18 protein-coding genes and 1 riboswitch are annotated in these 18,180 nt (G+C 59.9%); of the genes, 13 read left to right on the top strand and 5 right to left on the bottom strand.

Annotated elements, in window-relative coordinates; translation table 11 throughout:
- The first annotated feature begins 16 nt into the window (after positions 1-16).
- A riboswitch (cobalamin riboswitch) is annotated at positions 17-197 on the top strand.
- A 41-nt stretch (positions 198-238) separates the two neighbouring features.
- Entirely contained in the window at positions 239-982 is a 744-nt protein-coding gene (gene bluB / locus ASE04_RS13770; protein WP_056818118.1) for a 5,6-dimethylbenzimidazole synthase, read from the top strand.
- Here bluB and ASE04_RS13765 read toward each other — a convergent pair.
- Positions 939-2,024, bottom strand: a complete 1,086-nt coding sequence (locus ASE04_RS13765) for a DUF2865 domain-containing protein (protein WP_056818159.1) — start codon at positions 2,022-2,024, stop codon at positions 939-941. The genes bluB and ASE04_RS13765 overlap by 44 nt on opposite strands.
- A gap of 121 nt (positions 2,025-2,145) precedes the next feature.
- Positions 2,146-4,458 carry an NADP-dependent malic enzyme gene (locus ASE04_RS13760; RefSeq protein ID WP_056818158.1) on the bottom strand — a complete coding sequence of 771 codons (2,313 nt, stop codon included), beginning with the start codon at positions 4,456-4,458 and terminating at the stop codon, positions 2,146-2,148.
- Positions 4,459-4,698: 240 nt separating this feature from the next.
- Between ASE04_RS13760 and ASE04_RS13755 the strand changes: the two genes are divergently transcribed.
- Together ASE04_RS13755 and ASE04_RS13750 are read left to right on the top strand one after the other, a co-directional pair.
- The gene (locus ASE04_RS13755; protein ID WP_056818155.1) at positions 4,699-5,502 is read left to right on the top strand and encodes a UDP-2,3-diacylglucosamine diphosphatase; all 804 of its coding nucleotides are present in this window, start codon (positions 4,699-4,701) and stop codon (positions 5,500-5,502) included.
- Positions 5,503-5,665: 163 nt separating this feature from the next.
- On the top strand, positions 5,666-6,886 hold the full coding sequence (locus tag ASE04_RS13750; RefSeq protein WP_056818116.1) for an MFS transporter: 1,221 nt from the start codon (positions 5,666-5,668) through the stop codon (positions 6,884-6,886).
- On the opposite strand, the gene dgcA is transcribed toward ASE04_RS13750, so the two are convergent.
- Positions 6,838-7,821, bottom strand: coding sequence for an N-acetyl-D-Glu racemase DgcA (dgcA, locus tag ASE04_RS13745; RefSeq protein ID WP_056818114.1), 984 nt, complete (start codon positions 7,819-7,821; stop codon positions 6,838-6,840). The genes ASE04_RS13750 and dgcA overlap by 49 nt on opposite strands.
- A gap of 98 nt (positions 7,822-7,919) precedes the next feature.
- Between dgcA and ASE04_RS13740 the strand changes: the two genes are divergently transcribed.
- From ASE04_RS13740 to ASE04_RS13720, 5 genes are read left to right on the top strand one after another with little or no spacing between them, the layout of a single operon-like run.
- Positions 7,920-9,089 carry an MlaE family lipid ABC transporter permease subunit gene (locus tag ASE04_RS13740; protein ID WP_200960721.1) on the top strand — a complete coding sequence of 390 codons (1,170 nt, stop codon included), beginning with the start codon at positions 7,920-7,922 and terminating at the stop codon, positions 9,087-9,089.
- A gap of 7 nt (positions 9,090-9,096) precedes the next feature.
- Positions 9,097-9,945, top strand: coding sequence for an ABC transporter ATP-binding protein (locus ASE04_RS13735; RefSeq protein WP_156408784.1), 849 nt, complete (start codon positions 9,097-9,099; stop codon positions 9,943-9,945).
- A gap of 9 nt (positions 9,946-9,954) precedes the next feature.
- Entirely contained in the window at positions 9,955-11,325 is a 1,371-nt protein-coding gene (locus ASE04_RS13730) for an MlaD family protein (RefSeq protein WP_056818107.1), read from the top strand.
- 15 nt (positions 11,326-11,340) lie between these two features.
- Complete coding sequence (locus ASE04_RS13725) at positions 11,341-11,955, top strand: ABC-type transport auxiliary lipoprotein family protein (RefSeq protein ID WP_056818105.1); 615 nt, start codon at positions 11,341-11,343, stop codon at positions 11,953-11,955.
- A gap of 5 nt (positions 11,956-11,960) precedes the next feature.
- Positions 11,961-12,491, top strand: a complete 531-nt coding sequence (locus tag ASE04_RS13720) for a GNAT family N-acetyltransferase (RefSeq protein ID WP_056818153.1) — start codon at positions 11,961-11,963, stop codon at positions 12,489-12,491.
- 468 nt (positions 12,492-12,959) lie between these two features.
- Here the strand turns inward: ASE04_RS13720 and ASE04_RS13715 are convergent, their stop codons facing one another.
- Positions 12,960-13,181: a hypothetical protein gene (locus ASE04_RS13715; RefSeq protein ID WP_056818104.1), complete on the bottom strand. Its 222-nt coding sequence runs from the start codon at positions 13,179-13,181 to the stop codon at positions 12,960-12,962.
- Between the two features lie 177 nt (positions 13,182-13,358).
- Between ASE04_RS13715 and coaD the strand changes: the two genes are divergently transcribed.
- From coaD to tgt, 5 genes are all read left to right on the top strand, one after another.
- A complete protein-coding gene (gene coaD / locus ASE04_RS13710) occupies positions 13,359-13,853 on the top strand; it encodes a pantetheine-phosphate adenylyltransferase (RefSeq protein WP_056818151.1) in 495 nt (164 codons plus the stop codon).
- 29 nt (positions 13,854-13,882) lie between these two features.
- Positions 13,883-14,452: a peptidylprolyl isomerase gene (locus ASE04_RS13705; RefSeq protein ID WP_056818102.1), complete on the top strand. Its 570-nt coding sequence runs from the start codon at positions 13,883-13,885 to the stop codon at positions 14,450-14,452.
- 26 nt (positions 14,453-14,478) lie between these two features.
- The gene (locus ASE04_RS13700) at positions 14,479-14,988 is read left to right on the top strand and encodes a peptidylprolyl isomerase (RefSeq protein WP_056818100.1); all 510 of its coding nucleotides are present in this window, start codon (positions 14,479-14,481) and stop codon (positions 14,986-14,988) included.
- A gap of 71 nt (positions 14,989-15,059) precedes the next feature.
- Positions 15,060-16,145: a tRNA preQ1(34) S-adenosylmethionine ribosyltransferase-isomerase QueA gene (gene queA / locus ASE04_RS13695; protein WP_056818097.1), complete on the top strand. Its 1,086-nt coding sequence runs from the start codon at positions 15,060-15,062 to the stop codon at positions 16,143-16,145.
- On the top strand, positions 16,146-17,276 hold the full coding sequence (tgt, locus tag ASE04_RS13690; protein ID WP_056818095.1) for a tRNA guanosine(34) transglycosylase Tgt: 1,131 nt from the start codon (positions 16,146-16,148) through the stop codon (positions 17,274-17,276).
- Between the two features lie 176 nt (positions 17,277-17,452).
- Here tgt and ASE04_RS13685 read toward each other — a convergent pair whose 3' ends face one another.
- Entirely contained in the window at positions 17,453-17,875 is a 423-nt protein-coding gene (locus tag ASE04_RS13685; RefSeq protein ID WP_056818093.1) for a DUF4864 domain-containing protein, read from the bottom strand.
- Positions 17,876-18,180 lie beyond the last annotated feature (305 nt).

Genomic DNA, 18,180 nt, shown 5'->3' with positions numbered 1-18,180 from the left:
CCAATCGGCCGTTCCCGGCATAGAGGCGGTGTCAGGTGCCCGTGACAAGGCGGGAGAATCGGGAATCCGGTGAAAGACCGGAACGTGCCCAACGCTGTAAGGCTGACGTTTGCCGCATGATGCCACTGGTCCAACCGGGAAGGCGCGGCAGACGGACGACGCCAAGTCAGAAGACCGGCCCGACAATCATTGACTGCCCCGCGTGGACGGCGGGCGGTGGTATTGTTGGGGATTAACGATGCGACCAAACATGTTGGAGCCGCTTGCAAGAGCAGGCGCGTTCGCGCCGGATGAACAGGAAAGCGTCTACAAGGCGATCAAGACCAGACGCGACGTCCGATCAGAATTTCTGCCCGAGGCCGTGCCTGACGAGGTTATACGCCGTCTGCTGGACGCCGCCCATCACGCACCGTCCGTCGGCTTCATGCAGCCGTGGAACTTCATCGTCGTAAAAGACGACACGGTGAAAACCGCGGTCTGGGAAGCCTTCAATCGGGCAAATCTTGAAGCTGCGCAAATGTTCAGCGGCGATCAGCAGGCGACCTATCGTTCGCTCAAGCTCGAGGGCATCCGAACCGCACCGCTTGGCGTCTGCGTTACCTGCGACCCGGACCGCTGCGGCGATGTCGTGCTGGGGCGCACTCACAACGCCCGCATGGACTCCTATTCGACGGTCTGCGCGATCCAGAACCTCTGGCTTGCCGCCCGTGCCGAAGGGATCGGCGTCGGCTGGGTGAGCATTTTTCGGGAGCAGGAACTGAAACGTATTCTGGGCGTACCGGAGCGGATCGAGATCGTCGCCTGGCTGTGTATCGGTTATGTCGATCGGCTTTATTCCGACCCCGAGCTTGCCGTAAAAGGATGGCGTCAGCGATTGCCCCTGGAAGACCTGGTGTTTTCCGATCACTGGGGCGAAAAGGCTAAAGAATTCACGTCCTCTATTGCTGCCGAGGCTGGGGACCCTGCACGGCCGGGTTCCTGAGGTCGATGGTTCCCTGATCGCCCGCCAGGAACTTTGGACCAACCTGCCGGACCTTGTTGCTCTGCGGATCGTAGGGCCGGTCCGGCACCTGCGGCTCCGGTGTTGCTGCCGGGGACGCGGGCGTGACGGCAGCCGGCGCCTTTGTCTCGATCGTCGTAATCGATCCCTTCCGTGGCGGTTCTGCTATTGCCGACTGGCTCTTGCGCATTCGCTCGTAGTAGCCGTTCAAATCGCATGTGCACGACGTCTTCTCACCGGGCTTGCGGTTCTTGTAGGCAAAGGCGTTCGGCATGGCGCTATAAGGGGCGCCCGTTCGCGCGGATATCATGTTCGACGTCTCGGTGTTGGAAACGTCGTGATAGAAGAGTTCGGTTTCGATCTCCGGGCACATCTTCGAACAGGTGTCCGCATCGCGTGCGAAATCGAACGAAGTGGCGTTCGGAGTGATCGGGAAGAAACCTCCGTCACAGGTGCGGACGCAGACGGTGTTCACATGGGACTGGCCCTGTGTGCCCGACAGATAGGGTCGCTGCATCTGATTGAAACCGGGCGGAATGAAGGTATCGTTTCGCCCTGCCTGGTCCTCGATGCTCGGCGGTTGATCGTCGTTGCGGCCCCAATCGGAAGAATCGGCGTCGTTGCAGCCGTTATCCTCCAGTGCGGAGAGTAATTCGTTGCGCGTGCGCGTATCGTCGCTTCGGGCCCGCGCGCCGTCTCGCTGATCCTGGAGATAGCGGATGTTGTCCACCATCCGCGCCTCTGCCTGCTCGAGTTCGCCGCAATAGTCGGCGTTCTCCCCACCGACCACAACCATGCTGCCGGCGCTGCAGCCGTTTCGGCGCAGGTCCGTGCGCAGCTTGCGAAGTTCCAGATTCTGTTCGGCGAGGGCGCTGGCGTATTTGCGAACTTCGGGCGTGTTGCCGATCACTTCGGGCAAGTCGGCAAGACGCGCCCGCAAGTCACCGCAGATTGGTGCGACTTGCGCATAGGCGGGGCTGGAAAGAGCAATCAGAAGCGCAAAAGACAGGTTCCGGCGTTTCAAGGCATCGTCCCGCGGATAAACGACAAACGTGAGAGGCGGCATCACCGCCTCTCCTTCCTAGCCTGTTTGTCTTAACAAGCTGCCGCCTGAACCCTAACGCATTTTCCCGATTTGTGCCAACTCACGCCGGCTGGGAAGCCTCGACAACCGCGAGCGCTGCCATGTTCACGACGCCACGCGAGGTAACCGACGGCGCCAAAATGTGCGCGGGCATGGCAGCCCCGAGAAGGATTGGGCCGACGTGCAGGCCGTCGATCATCGACTTGACGACGCCAAGCGTGATGTTGGCAGCATCAAGGTTCGGGAAGACGAGCAGGTTCGCTTCATCGTGCAATGTCGTGTCCGGCATGACGCGCTTGCGTAGTGCCTCGCTGATCGCACTTTCCCCATGCATTTCGCCGTCCACCTCGAGCTCCGGAGCGCTTTCACGCACCAGCTTGAGCGCGGCGCGCATCTTCGTGGCGCTCTCGGATTCACGCGATCCGAAATTCGAGTGCGACACGAGGGCGGCGCGGGGCGTGATGCCGAAGCGCTTGATCTCTTCGGCGGCGAGAACCGCAGATTCGGCAACCTCTTCGGCCGTCGGATTGAAGGTCACATAGGTGTCGGTGAAGAACGTTGCGCCGCGCTGCGAGATCAGGAGGCTCAGTGCGGAGAAGTCGCGGACGTTCTCGCGCTTGCCGATGATCTGGCGAACATCGCGCAGGTGCTTCTCGTAACGTCCTTCGAGACCGCAGATGAGGGCGTCCGCTTCACCGCGCTTCAGGGCAAGCGCGCCGATAACGGTCGTGTTCGTTCGAACGATCGTACGGGCCGCTTCGGGGATGACACCGCGGCGACCGACGAGCGAGAAGTAGAGGTCGACATATTCGCGGAACCGCGGATCGTCTTCGGGGTTGATGACATCGAAATCGGACAGCGGGCGAATGCGAAGGCCATAGCGCTGCAAACGTGTCTCGATGACCTGTGGGCGGCCGATCAGGATCGGCTCCGCGATGCCTTCTTCCAGAAGTACCTGGGCGGCACGCAGCACTCGCTCGTCTTCACCTTCCGAGAAGATCACGCGCTTCTTTTCAGCATTCTTCGCAGCGGCGAAGATCGGCTTCATGACGAAACCGGAGCGGAAGACGAAGCGGTTCAGCTGGTCGAGATAAGCGTCGAAATCCGCGATCGGACGCAGGGCGACACCGCTTTCAGCCGCAGCCTTCGCAACGGCCGGCGCTATACGCAGGATGAGGCGTGGGTCGAACGGCGAGGGAATGAGGTAGTTCGGCCCGAAGATCGGAGTCTCGCCCGAATAGGCGCGGGCGGCGACGTCGGAAGGCTCTTCGCGCGCAAGTGCTGCAATGGCACGGACCGCCGCCATCTTCATTTCTTCGTTGATCGTGACAGCACCGCAGTCGAGCGCGCCACGGAAAATGAAGGGGAAGCAGAGTACGTTATTGACCTGGTTCGGGAAATCCGAACGGCCGGTGCAGATCATGGCGTCCGGGCGTGCCGCACGCGCCAGATCGGGCATGATTTCAGGCGTGGGGTTTGCGAGTGCCATGATGAGCGGCTTCTCAGCCATCTGCGCCAGGAGTTCCGGCTTCAGTACACCTGCGGCCGAGAGGCCGAGAAACACATCCGCGCCGCCGATGTTTTCCGCCAGCGTGCGTGTGTCGCTCTTCTGCGCATAAACGCTCTTCCACTCGTCCATGAGCTCCACGCGGCCTTCGTAGACGAGGCCTTCGATGTCGTGAACCCAGATGTTCTCGCGCTTTGCGCCAAGTGTTACGAGAAGATTGAGGCAGGCAAGGGCGGCCGCGCCAGCGCCGGAAGCGACGATCTTGACCGCATCGATCTTCTTGCCGGCTAGTTCGAGGCCGTTCAGGATCGCGGCCGCGACAATGATCGCCGTGCCGTGCTGGTCGTCGTGGAAGACCGGGATCTTCATCTTTTCGCGCAGGCGGCGCTCGATCTCGAAGCACTCGGGTGCCTTGATATCCTCGAGATTGATGCCCCCGAAGGTCGGCTCCAGGGACGCCACGGTCGCTACCATCTGGTCGACGCTGGTGGCGTCAACCTCGATATCGAAGACGTCGATATTGGCGAACTTCTTGAAGAGGACAGCCTTGCCCTCCATGACGGGCTTCGAGGCGAGCGGGCCGATATTGCCGAGGCCGAGAACCGCCGTCCCGTTCGAAATCACGGCGACGAGGTTGGCGCGCGATGTGTAATCGGCAGCCGTCTCGGGATTGTCGCGGATGGCGAGACAGGGCGCTGCAACGCCCGGAGAGTACGCGAGCGCAAGGTCTCTCTGGTTGCCGAGTGGCTTGGTGGCCTGGATCTCCAGCTTGCCCGGACGGGGATAGCGGTGGAAGAAGAGTGCCTGCTCATCAAGGCTGCCGCCTGCCACGTTCTTTTCCGTCTTGGGTTTGTCGTGATGATCCATCATCGCCTCCGGCTGCCGCATGCTGTCTTTTGGAGTGCCTTCAATACATCAATCGAACTGTCGTAACAGTCAGAATTTCAGAAGCAATCGCGAAAAGCGCGCAATTGTGCGGCCTAGCGCGGAGGCTGACGCTCGCAGCGGTGGGAAGACTGCCGCTATGTCATCTTCCTGAAACACGAGTCTGGTTTTCAGGGGGCAGATGAAGCATGGGGCACAGGCAGAATGCTTGTGAAGGAAAATATGGATACCCGCCACTTCCGTACGCTCTTTATTTCCGACGTGCACCTCGGCTCGAAGGCCGCGAAGGCGGACTTTCTTCTCGATTTCCTGAAGTATCACGACGCCGACACGATCGTCCTCGTCGGGGATATCGTCGACGGATGGCGGCTGAAGCGTAGCTGGTACTGGCCGCAAGATTGCAACGACGTCGTCCAGAAGCTATTGCGGAAGGCACGCAAGGGAACGCGTGTCGTCTATATCCCTGGCAATCACGACGAGTTTCTCCGTGATTTCCCCGGCATGCATTTCGGCGGTATCGAAGTTGCCGAGCGCATGATCCATGACACCGCCGACGGCAAGAGATATCTCGTCCTGCACGGCGACGAATTCGACGTCGTCGTCCGTAACGCGCGGTTGCTCGCCTATCTCGGCGACTGGGCCTACGACATGGCGATCATGATCAATATCGGCCTCGCGGCGGTTCGCCGTCGCCTCGGCATGCCATACTGGTCGTTCTCTGCCTGGGCGAAGCTTCAGGTCAAACACGCCGTCAACTTCATCGGCGAGTTCCAGAGAGTGGTCGCCGACGAAGCCAGGAAGAACAACGCCGATGGTGTGATCTGCGGTCACATCCACCACGCCGTCATGGAAGACATTGACGGCATCCGCTACATCAACACCGGCGACTGGGTGGAGAGCTGCACTGCCATCGCCGAGCATCAGGACGGAACCTTCGAACTGATCGAGTGGCGCCAGATCGCCGATAGCCTTCCGCTGGCACTGCCGGTCAACCCGCAGGGCGAGCTGGCGCAACAGGCCGCCTGACGCTCCACACCACGGAGACACCGGCGCTTTGAAGGCGCCGGGGCGTGGCATCACCGCGACAGATTCGATTTATTTTTGAAAACGATTTGGCGGGCTATTTCTCGCCATAGTCGCTTGTAGGTTGATATGTTAGGCAACGGGCAGTTTCCTTACAGGTCTACCAATGATTCCCGCTCAAAATCCTTCCTCGGGCGAGGGCGCGCCTGCGCACTTTCGATTGCTAAGTGCCCTATCTTATTGCGCGCCGCTTCTCGTCAACGGTGTGGCCTTGCCGTTCTTTCCGGTGTGGCTTGCCCTTCATGATTTCAACGACCACGAGATCGGGATGATACTGGCGGTTCCGATGGTCGTCCGCGTTCTCGTGGCGCCTGTCGTGGCAATGTATGCCGATCGAATGAAGGAGAGGGCGGACGTCCTTCTGTTTTCCGGCTGCCTGTCACTGCTGACGGCCATTGCGCTTTATTGGACGACGACCTTCTGGCCTGTTCTGCTCGTCTATACGCTCCAGGGAGCGACCTTCTCTTTCTACGTGCCTGTCGTTGAATCGATCGTGATTTCAGGCGTTCGCCGCTGGGGGCTGGATTACGGCTCGATGCGGGTGTGGGGATCGGTCGCCTTCATCGTCTCGACACTGATCGGCGGACAGTTGATCGGGCGCTGGGGCGGCGAAATGGTCCTTCCGGTCATGACGTTCGGCTTTGTCATGACGATAGTCATGGCCCTCTATTGCCCGCGGATCGGACCGACCCGGCGGCGCGGCACGCCTGTTGATATTCCGGCAGCCACCGGAAGCTCGCTACGGCAGGCCCACCTTCTGACCCTGCTCATCGGCGTTGCGATCCAGCAGTCAAGCCACGCGGTGCTGCAGGCTTTCGCCACGCTCTACTGGCACGAGCTCGGCTTTTCGGGAACGCAGATCGCCTTGCTCTGGAGCGCCGGCGTTGCCGCGGAGGTGACTGTGTTCTTTCTTTCCAGGCGTCTCAACCGTCGATTCGATGCATGGACCCTTATCCGGTTCGGCGCGGCCGTGAGCGTCTGTCGCTGGATTCTGTTTCCGATGCACTGGGGATTTGCAGGGTTCTTCATGCTCCAGTGCCTTCACTCGTTTACCTACGCCTTCGTCCACACCGGCGTGCAACGGCGTATCGTCGCGTCGGTGCAGGAGACGCAGGAGTCTTCGGCGCAGGGCGCCTACTTCTTCTATAACGGCATGTTCATGGGGTTGATGACGATCGCCGCGGGTTACGTCTACGCAGCGCTCGGGCTGGCAAGCTACTACGTGATGGCGTTCGTCGCGCTGGCCGGTCTCAGCCTGATCATCGTCGCTTACTACCTTCAGCCCCAGAGGTCTCTTTCGGGCGGCCAGACGAGAGAGGCGGCATAGCGCAAGCCGGGCTGTCGATCGCGGGCCAGCAACAGCGGGCCGTCGAGATCGACGAAATCGGCATCCTGTGCGAGCAGGACCGCCGGCGCCATCGCAAGCGACGTGCCGACCATGCAGCCGAGCATGATCTTGAAGCCGAGTCTCTGTGCTTCAAGCTTCATGGCCAGGGCTTCCGTCAGCCCGCCTGTCTTGTCGAGCTTGATGTTGATCGCATCGTAGCGATCGCGAAGGCTCGCAAGGTCGCCGGTGTGATGCACGCTTTCGTCGGCGCAGACGAGAATCGGACGTTCGATTTCGGCAAGAATTTCATCACGGCCGGCCGGCAGGGGCTGCTCCACCAATGCGATCCCGGCGTTGGCGGCAATCTGCAGGTGCCGGGCAAGATTCTCCTCGGTCCAACCCTCGTTCGCGTCCAGAATGATCGCGCTCTCGGGGGCGGCTCCGCGGACGGCCAGAATGCGGCTTTCGTCATCGGCTGTGCCGACCTTCACCTTCAAGAGGGCGCGGTCCGCGTTCCTGCGTGCCTGGTCCGCCATGAAGTCGGGCTCGCCGAGCGAGATCGTAAAGGCCGTGGTTAGCGGCTGCGGATCATTCAAGCCCAGTCGAGCGGCGACCGACTGGCCACTCTTCTTGGCTGCAAGGTCCCACAGAGCGCAATCAACGGCATTTCGCGCCGCTCCGGGCGGCATCGCCTGCGCCAGATCGCCGAGTTCGAGACCACTTTCCAGAAGTGGTCGGGCGGCCTCGATCTGCGCCGTGACGCTTTCGATGGTCTCGCCGTAGCGCCGATAGGGGACGCATTCTCCCCATCCAATGACGTCGCCGTCCTTCAAAACGCAGGTGACGACCTCGGCCGTCGTCTTGCTGCCGCGCGAAATCGTGAAAGTGCCGGCAATGGGGAAGGAGCTCGTTTCAATTTCGAGGGACCGTGGCATATTTGCAATCCTGCACGCATGGAAATTTGGTTGGGCTTGGGTATATTGAGCGCTAGCGGCGAGCACTCGTTCGCGAGTCGGCAATGTCGCCGTAAGCCTTGAAAGATACAAGCATTTTGAAGTCCGAGCCCCGCAACGCCGCCTCACTGCACGTGGACGACCAAGCAAATGGGTCGGAGGTGCACGCCCATCTTGAGGGTAACTGGCGAAGCGCCAATATTCATCTCGTCCTGAAGGATTTCGAGAAGCTAACGGCACATGATAGCCGCAGCATCACGCTCGACCTGTCGCAGATTTCCGACATCGATACGGCCGGCGTCTGGCTGCTGTGCCGGCTGAAGAAGCAGGTGGAAAGCGCCGGCGGCACGCTGACGTTCGAGGGCAGCAACCCGCATATCGACGAACTGATCGCCTCATTCCTGGAAGAGCCCTCCCAAAGCGATGCAGAGCCCGCACCGAAACTGTCGCTGGCTGAGCGTATCTTCGCCCCGATCGGCAAGATTGCGTTCGATCTCTGGAACAACATCGCGGCGGCCATGTATATCCTCGGCTCTGCGGTTCGCGGCGCGCAGATGAAATTCGGTCGCGGCAGCGGCGTGTCGCCGGCCTCGATCGTCAATCAGATCGACCACATGGGCGTTCGCGCCGTGCCGATCATCCTTCTGATGTCGTTTCTGATCGGCGCGATCATCGCGCAGCAGGGCGCGTTCCAGCTGCGTTACTTCGGCGCCGAAGTCTTCGTCGTCGACCTTGTCGGCATTCTGCAGTTGCGTGAAATCGGCGTTCTCCTGACCGCCATCATGATTGCAGGTCGCTCCGGCAGCGCCATCACCGCTGAGATCGGCTCGATGAAGATGCGCGAGGAGATCGACGCGCTGAAGGTTATGGGTTTGAATCCGGTTGGCGTGTTGATCTTCCCGCGGCTCGTCGCCCTGACGGTCGCCTTGCCGTTGCTGACCGTTATCGCCAACTTCGCATCGCTGGCTGGCGCGGCCGTCGTCGCCTGGGGATATTCCGGTATTACCTTTGCAAACTTCATCGCGCGGCTGCACGAGGCAATTACGCTGTCGACGGTGCTGTCGGGAATGATCAAAGCGCCCTTCATGGCGCTCGTTATCGGTATCGTTGCGGCGGTAGAGGGCCTAAAAGTAGGTGGCAGTGCTGAGTCGCTCGGCCAACATGTGACTTCAGCGGTCGTCAAAGCGATCTTTGTGGTCATTCTGATGGACGGGCTTTTTGCCATGTTCTATGCGGCGATTAATTTCTGAGGTGCATGTGGAAGAAGAGCAGACGGAGATCGAGAGCGAAAAAGGGCGCGACATCGTGCTCTCGGCGCGCGACGTGACCGTCGGCTTCGGCTCCAAGATCGTACTCGACAATCTGAATCTCGATATCTACCGGGGCGAGATCCTGGGTTTCGTCGGTGCTTCCGGTACTGGTAAATCCGTACTCATGCGCACCGTTTTGCGGCTGCTTCCGCGCCGGTCGGGGCAAATCAAGATCCTGGGGCAGGACTTCGACGAGCTTGACGAGCCGCAACGGAATGCGCTGGACATGCGGCTCGGCGTGCTCTTCCAGCAGGGCGCGTTGTTTTCGTCGCTGACCGTGAAGGAAAACATTCAGCTTCCGATGCGGGAATATCTGGACCTGCCGCAGTCGCTCATGGACGAGTTGGCGCATCTGAAGATACGCCTTGTCGGTCTCGCGCCTGATGCGGCGGACAAATACCCTTCCGAGCTTTCAGGCGGCATGATCAAGCGGGCAGCGCTCGCGCGGGCACTCGCGCTCGATCCGGAGCTTGTGTTTCTGGACGAGCCGACATCAGGGCTAGATCCGATCGGTGCTGCGGAGTTCGACGATCTGATCGCCAAGCTTCGGGATACGCTGGGACTGACCGTGTATATGGTGACACACGACCTCGATAGCTTGTTTTCCGTGTGCGACCGAATCGCGGTGCTCGGAAAGAAGCGCGTCATGGTTGAGGGGACGATCGACGACATGCTGGCCTACGACGATCCGTGGGTTCAGGCTTATTTCAAAGGCAAGCGCGCGCGTTCGATCGTGCCGCAAGACACCCACGCCGGCGCCGCCGAAAGGCTGGCGCAAGATAGCCGCGGGAAGTGAGCGGATAAGATGGAAACAAAAGCGAATTATACGATTGTCGGCTTTTTCACGGTGCTTGTCATCGCGGCTGCGTTCGGCTTCGTCTACTGGATGGCCGAATATGGGCGCGGCGGACCAATGGCCGAGCTGATCGTGCGTATCCCCGGATCGGCAAACGGCCTCAGCGTCGGCTCGCCGGTCCGCTTCAACGGCATCCAGGTCGGATCGGTGAAGTCGCTGTCGATCGATGCTGACGATCCGCAGTTTTCGCTCGCCTTCACCGAGGTGCGCATCGACGCTCCGATCTATCCGTCGACCAAGGCAATCCTTGAGATCCAGGGGCTGACTGGCGCTGCCTATGTCGAACTGTCGGGCGGCAAGGTCGGTGAGAAAAACATCCTTCAGGAAGCGATCGACTCCGGCAAGCGGGCCGTGATTGTCGCGGACCAGTCGAGTGTGACCAACCTCCTGGCGACCGCCGACAAGATCATGGACCGCGCCAACGATGCCGTCGGACAGATCCAGGGATTCGTGAAGGATGCACGCGGACCTCTGACCAAGACCCTGCACAACGCGGAGACTTTCTCCGACGCGCTGGCCAAGAATTCAGGCAATATCGATTCCTTCCTGCAAAGCGTCGGTCAGTTGTCCGAGACGGTGCGCAAGGTGTCCGGTCGCGTCGACTCGACGCTTGAAGCTGTTGAAGCGCTAGTGAAATCGGTGGACGCGAAGAAGATCGACCACATCCTCGCCAATGCCGAAAAAGTCAGCGACAACGTTGCCGATGCCTCTGGTGATCTCAAGGGTGCAATCCAGAAATTCCAGGAAACGGCGTCGACCTACAACGATCTCGGCAAGAAGGCGCAGGCGACGCTCGACCGCGTCGATACCCTTGTCGCACAGATCGATCCGGCCAAGGTGAAGGGATCGGTCGACGATATCTCGCAGGCGACGAAGGATGCTCGCGTAGCCGTTGCATCCATCAAGGACGTGGCGAATACGGTATCTGCTCACCAGAAGGATATCGACCAGACGATCCAGAACGTCACGCAGATATCGAACAAGCTCAATGCTGCTTCGACGCGTGTCGATGGCATCCTGGCGAAGCTGGATACGCTGCTCGGATCCGACAGCACTCAATCGCTGTTCACTCAGGCGAAGGACACGCTCGACTCCTTCAAGAAGGTTGCCGACAACCTCAATGCCCGTATCGGCCCGATTGCGGACAATCTGCAGAAATTCTCGAGCGGCGGACTGCGTGATGTCCAGGCGCTCATCAATGATACGCGTTCGACGGTCCAGAACCTCAACGACACCATAACCAGCTTCGATCGCGATCCACAGAGGCTGATTTTCGGTGGCGATACCGTAAAGCAATTTGACGGCCGGACGCGGCGATAACAGGGGAAACGGCATATGGCTGTATCGGATTTGTTGGTGCGTCGTTCCTGGATTGTCCGGACCGCCTTCGCATTGCCTTTGATTGCCGTGGCACTCGGCGGCTGCGGCACCACACCAAAGAATGACACCTACGATCTTTCCGCTCCGGTGAGCGGCAATGGTCCTACTGCGAAGAACCGGCAGATCCTGGTGCAGCAGCCGACCGCGCTGCGGGCACTCGACAGCGAGCAGATCGTGGTGCGCGTTTCGTCGTCGGAGATCCAGTATCTTGCCAAATCGCAGTGGAGCGACAAGCTTCCGCGGATGGTACAGGCCAAATTGGTCGAGGCCTTCGAGAACTCCGGCAAGCTCGGCGGCGTCGGCATTCCGGGGCAGGGGCTGGCAATCGATTATCAGGTGGTGACGGATATTCGCGCCTTCGAGATCAGCTCAGGCAACGGAAGCCACGCTGTCGTGGAAATTTCGGCTAAGATCCTCAACGACCGCAACGGCTCGGTACGGGCCCAAAAGGTCTTTCAGCAGGCCGTTCCGGCTGGCGGTGGCTCGAATGATGGTTACGTGAAGGCGCTCGACCGAGCGTTCTCCACCGTGACGAGCCAGATCGTCGATTGGACCTTGCAGTCAATCTGATCGGCATGGTCGAAGGGTCTCGGACGATACGGATATTGCAGGCCGACAACTCGCGGGATGTCGATGCATTTCGACGCATCCGGTTGGAGGCGCTCCGCAACGATCCCGAGGCCTATGCCAGCAGCGTCGAGGAGTGGGAATGTCTGCCCATCGAAGAATGGCAGAACCGGCTTCGGCATAACATCGTCCACGCATCTTTTGACGAAGAGGCGCCGACCGGCCTGATGGGATTGATGCGGCAGCGTATGAGCAAGATGGCGCACCGCGGAACGCTGATCATGGTTTATACGAGCCCCGCCTATAGAGGTTCCGGTATCGGGCGAGCGCTTCTCGATGCTGTCAGCAACCATGCGGGCGGGATAGGCGTGCACCAGCTCGAGCTCGCGGTCAGTGCGGAAAACGATGGTGCCATTCGCTTCTACCTCACGCAGGGCTTTGTTGAAGCCGGCCGAATTCCCGATGGTTTCATGCACGCCGGGCGCGGAGTGGACGAGATTTTGATGGTGCGCCGCACGGCGGATCGCGATCCGCAATAAAAAAGCCGGATGAGATGATCATCCGGCTTTAGAATTTCAGCGTTTCGCAAGACCGCCTAAAAGAGGCTGTGCTTTCCGTTGATCCGTTTCACTTCTTCACTCTCACGTCTGAGAGCGGAAACGGTGGACCCCACGGATACGATGAACATAATGCTGATAAGGGCGGTAAGCACAGTCAAGATCATGAACATAAGCAATCCTCCTGGATCTTGCGTTCAGGTCCCTTAGTACTGGCTCATGATGGCAGTGCGTGCCGATGCATAAGGGCCATATACCTTGGACGCGTCAACTTTCTGGTCGTACAGCGTAACGGTAGCTGCGATCATGCCTGTCATAATTACCATCCAAACTGCATTAATCATGGTAACTTTATTCAGCATAGTATCTTCCTTGTGCGCGTATCCGTTACGCTTCGGTTGAATGAACGCGTCCGACTGTAAATGGTTCCGCCGGACATTGACGGGTCGTTTACCAAGCGCGATCTGAAGCCACATTGAATGGCTCGTTCATCTGGCGTTCAGAAAACTTAATCGGTTTAAAAGCCACTTTGCCGACCGCTCTGACGATGGCGCGGTGCTCGCTTACATCCGAACGCATCCAATTCGCATCGGTGCGTGCATCAAGGAAATTGAGGCCAAGTTCCGCGACCAGCGATAGGATGACGGCAGCAATAACGAGAACGATCAGCATTGTGACTTTACCGGGGAGTTGATGCCTGATGGCATCGATTGGTTGACGCTCTCCTTGTACGGCTCACCGCCTGAAGCGGCCTTGAACACCGCGTTCATACATCGTTCAGTTGTGGGCAAATGACTTGCGAGAAGCCTTTATCCATGACAAAAGGCGTGCAAACAAATGGCCGGGCCCATGACGACTGCTTTCTATCCGGGATCCTTCGATCCGATCACGAATGGACATCTCGACGTGCTCGTACAGGCGCTCAATGTTGCGTCCAAGGTCATCGTCGCGATCGGCATTCATCCGGGCAAGACGCCGCTTTTCTCCTTCGAGGAGAAAGCAAACCTCATTCGCGCCTCGCTCGCTGATGCATTTCCTGAGAAGGCCAGCGATATCTCTGTCGTTTCTTTCGACAATCTCGTGGTCGATGCGGCGCGCACCCACGGCGCGACGCTTCTGATCCGTGGCCTCAGGGACGGTACCGATCTCGACTACGAAATGCAGATGGCCGGGATGAACCGGCAGATGGCGCCGGATATTCAAACCATCTTTCTGCCCGCTGGAACGGCCTCGCGGCCCATAACCGCCACATTGGTCCGGCAAATCGCTGCCATGGGAGGCGATGTCAGCGCCTTTGTGCCGGCTGCCGTCTTGAAAGCCCTTCAATCCAAGCGCAAATCCTAGGCGACATTTTCGCCGCAAACGGAGCCAACATGAAACTTTTCTATCTCGCATTTGCAGGCGTACTTTATCTTGCCTCGTTCGCGGGCGACGCGTTCGCCCAATCCGGTGACACGCTGACGATCCAGCTGAAGAATGGCCCTGTCGTCATCCAGCTTATGCCAGACGTCGCGCCGAAGCATGTTGCGCAGATCGAAGCGCTCGCCAAGAAGGGCGAGTACGACAACGTTGCCTTCCATCGCGTCATCGAAGGCTTCATGGCCCAGACCGGCGACGTGAAGTACGGCAACATGGAAAAAAGCTTTGATGCGAGCCTCGCTGGCACCGGTGGCTCCGAAATGCCCGACCTGCCGGCAGAATTCTCGAAGACGCCTTTCGTTCGCGGCACGGTCGGCATGGCCCGTTCACAGGACCCGAACTCCGCGAACTCGCAGTTCTTCATCATGTTCGGCGACGGCTCCTTCCTCAACGGCCAGTACACCGTTGTCGGCAAGGTCGTTTCCGGCATGGAGAACGTCGACAAGATCAAGCGCGGCGAAGGCCAGAACGGCGAAGTCACCAATCCCGACCGGATGATCAAGGTCACCGTCGGCAAGAAGTAAGTTTCAAGACAAGTAGGAGAAGAAGAATGGCCGAGATCAAGGATCCCGAAAACACCATCATCCTGGAAACCACCAAGGGCAAGGTTGTCATCCAGCTGCTGCCGGAAGTGGCACCGGAGCACGTCGCCCGCATCAAGGAACTCGCTCGCGAGAAGGCCTATGACGGCGTTGTCTTCCATCGCGTCATCAACGACTTCATGGCGCAGACCGGCGACGTGAAGTTCGGCAAGAAGGGCAGCGAGAGCTTCAACCCGGGCCGTGCCGGCATGGGCGGCTCCGAGAAGCCTGATCTGAAGGCTGAGTTCTCTGCCATCAGCCACATCAGAGGCACCTGCTCGATGGCCCGGTCGCAGAACCCGAACTCCGCCAACTCGCAGTTTTTCATCTGCTTTACCGATTCTCCCTGGCTCAACAAGCAGTACTCCGTCTGGGGTCAGGTCATCGAAGGCATGGACAACGTCGACAAGATCAAGAAGGGCGAGCCGGTCACCGATCCCGACTCGATCGTCTCGATGCGGGTTGCCGCTGACGTCTGATTGTGATTTCTGCTGAAACCCGCCCTTGCGCGAAAGCGTAGGGCGGGTTTCGCTTTGCCTGGATTTAAGTGATGCGCGTAGACCTCTTTGATTTCGACCTGCCGGATGAACGGATCGCCCTGCGGCCAGCCGAGCCGCGCGATAGCGCGCGTTTGCTCGTCGTGGACCCCGCAGCCCGGAAAGCGCAGCTGTCAGATCATCGGGTGAGCGATCTGCCCAGCTTTCTAAGGGCAGGCGATGCGCTTGTTTTCAACGACACCAAGGTGATCCCGGCGCAGCTCGAAGGTATCCGCCATCGCGAGGGTGCGGGCGGCCAGCAGGTTTCGGCGACGCTGCACATGCGCGTCGGCGCCAGCCGCTGGAAGGCCTTCGCCAAACCCGGCAAGCGCATCAAGATCGGCGATCGTATCTCCTTCGGCCATGACGGCAGCAGCTGCCTTCTCGGGACGCTCGAATGCACCGTCGAGGAGAAGGGTGAGGGCGGCGAAGTCACGCTTGCCTTCGATCTTTCGGGACCGATGCTCGACGAGGCCATCCATTCTGTCGGGCACATTCCGCTGCCGCCATATATCGCCGCCAAGCGCGCCGAGGATGAGCGCGACCGTGCCGACTACCAGACGATTTATGCCCGCGAGGAGGGTGCAGTCGCTGCCCCGACCGCAGGGCTTCACTTCACGCCTGACCTTTTCGAAGCCATCGACAACGCTGGCGTCGAACGGCATTTCGTGACGCTGCATGTCGGTGCCGGCACCTTCCTGCCCATGAAGGTCGATGACACCGACGATCACAAGATGCATGTCGAGAGCGGCTATGTCAGCGCCCAGACGGCTGCGAGCCTCAACGCCGTGAAGGCGAGGGGCGGGCGCATCATCTGCGTCGGCACGACATCGCTGCGGCTGATCGAAAGTGCAGCCCAGGAAAACGGCGAGATCAGCGCCTGGGCCGGCGCCACCGGCATCTTCATCACGCCGGGTTACCGCTTCAAGGCGGTTGACATGCTGATGACGAACTTCCATCTGCCTCGCTCGACATTGTTCATGCTCGTTTCGGCCTTTGCCGGCTTCGAGACGATGCATGCGGCCTATCGACATGCGATTTCGACGGGCTACCGCTTCTATTCCTATGGCGATTCCAGCCTGCTTTTCCGGAAAGACTAAATGACCGAGAACTTTCAGTTCACTCTCAAGAAGACCGATGCCGGTGCGCGTCTCGGCGAGGTCTCGATGCCGCGCGGCACGATCCGCACGCCTGCCTTCATGCCTGTCGGCACTGTCGGCACCGTCAAGGCGATGTATCTTGACCAGGTTCGCGACACCGGCGCCGACATCATTCTCGGCAATACCTATCATCTCATGCTGCGCCCGACGGCCGAGCGCGTCGCCCGCGTCGGCGGTTTGCACAAACTGATCCGTTGGGATGGGCCGATCCTCACCGACAGCGGCGGCTTCCAGGTCATGTCGCTGTCAGGTCTGCGCAAGCTCAACGAGCAGGGCGTGACCTTCAAGTCGCATGTCGACGGCAGCCTGCACCACATGTCGCCGGAGCGTTCGATCGAGATCCAAGGATTGCTCGACAGCGATATCCAGATGCAGCTCGACGAGTGCATTGCGCTGCCCGCCGAGCCGCGTGAGATCGAACGCGCCATGGAAATGTCGCTGCGCTGGGCGGAGCGATGCAAGGTGGCTTTCGGCAACCAGCCGGGAAAGGCGATGTTCGGCATCGTCCAGGGTGGGGATGTGCCGGCACTTCGCGTCCGGTCGGCTGCGGCACTGAAGGATCTCGACCTCAAGGGCTATGCCGTTGGTGGTCTCGCGGTTGGCGAACCCCAGGACGTCATGCTGAAAATGCTCGAGGAAACGCTGCCGGTGCTTCCAACGGAAAAGCCGCGCTACCTTATGGGTGTCGGTACGCCCGACGATATCCTGAAGTCGGTTGCTCGCGGTATCGACATGTTCGACTGCGTCATGCCAACCCGCTCCGGCCGGCACGGTCTTGCCTTCACCCGCCGCGGCAAGGTCAACATCCGCAACGCCCGTCACGCAGAGGACATGCGCCCGCTCGACGACCAGTCGAACTGCCCGGCTTCGCGCGACTACTCGCGTGCCTATCTGCATCATCTTGTCCGCGCCAACGAGGCGCTCGGCGGGATGCTGCTCTCCTGGCATAATCTTGCCTATTACCAGGAATTGATGCAGGGCATCCGCAAGGCAATTGCGGAAGGTCGTTTTGCCGACTTCATGGCGGAAACGCAGGAAGAATGGGCGAGGGGCGATCTCGAGCCGGTCTGAGCTGGCCGCCGTCCACCGATCTGGTGAGGAGCGCTTCGGCGCTTCGGCCCCCGCGCAGCGATACAGCGCGCTCACCTATCACGGCCTGGGTTACCTCCGCGGAGGCGGCGCCAACCTAGCGCCGCGACGCGTCCCGCGGATGCCATCGCAGCGCGGGCTGTGCCTGCCACTAGGTCCTAAATGCCCTTGCTCTCGGTATTCGGCACGATCTGGACGCCGTTGATCTTGTAGCTTCCATCCGGCTGGCGCGCGACTTGGTAGATGGCGGTCCAATCCTTGCCGTCGCGGCCCGAGATCAGCACCTCGTGATAGATCATCGCGCCGTTGTCGACCGAGCGACTTCGCCCGAAGGCGTAGTTGCCGGGGTGATAGACCGGTTCGTAGCTTTTCTTGACCATCGCGAAGAAGAGGTTCTTGTCGGGATAGATCGCCTTGATGCTCGGCGCGGCATAGGAATAGGCCGTGTCGACATCGTCGTTCAGGAACGCCTTGATCTGCGACTCGATCATGACCCGCGTTGTATCGATCGGATCTTCGGCCCGAGCTGTCGTCACAAAGGACGCGGCACACAGAATGAAAACTGCGAGGAAGGCGCGCATGGCGATAGCTCCGGCTGTCCCAGAAAATTGTAGGGCAGTCTACGCACAAAGGAAGAGCGCGGATCAATTGAGGGCGAGCGAGGACGTTGCAATGGGAGGCGACGAACAGACAACCGCCGCACCGCTTCTACCTACCCATGTGGCGGAGGAGTTGGAATGTCCGCCGGCTTGCAAAGTAGTAATGTCCGACTGGTCGCCACACGGCACATCGACCAGCCCCGATCTGAGCGGCTGATACCGGTTGCAAGATCAGATCGGGGGCGGGTGGTAAATACACCTCTTCGGCTTTAGCTTTGAGACGCCTC

It is taken from the genome of Rhizobium sp. Root708, assembly GCF_001429725.1.
Classification (GTDB): Bacteria; Pseudomonadota; Alphaproteobacteria; order Rhizobiales; family Rhizobiaceae; genus Rhizobium.
Note: the sequence above shows the minus strand (reverse complement) of the source record. Positions and strands in the feature narration are given on the sequence as shown.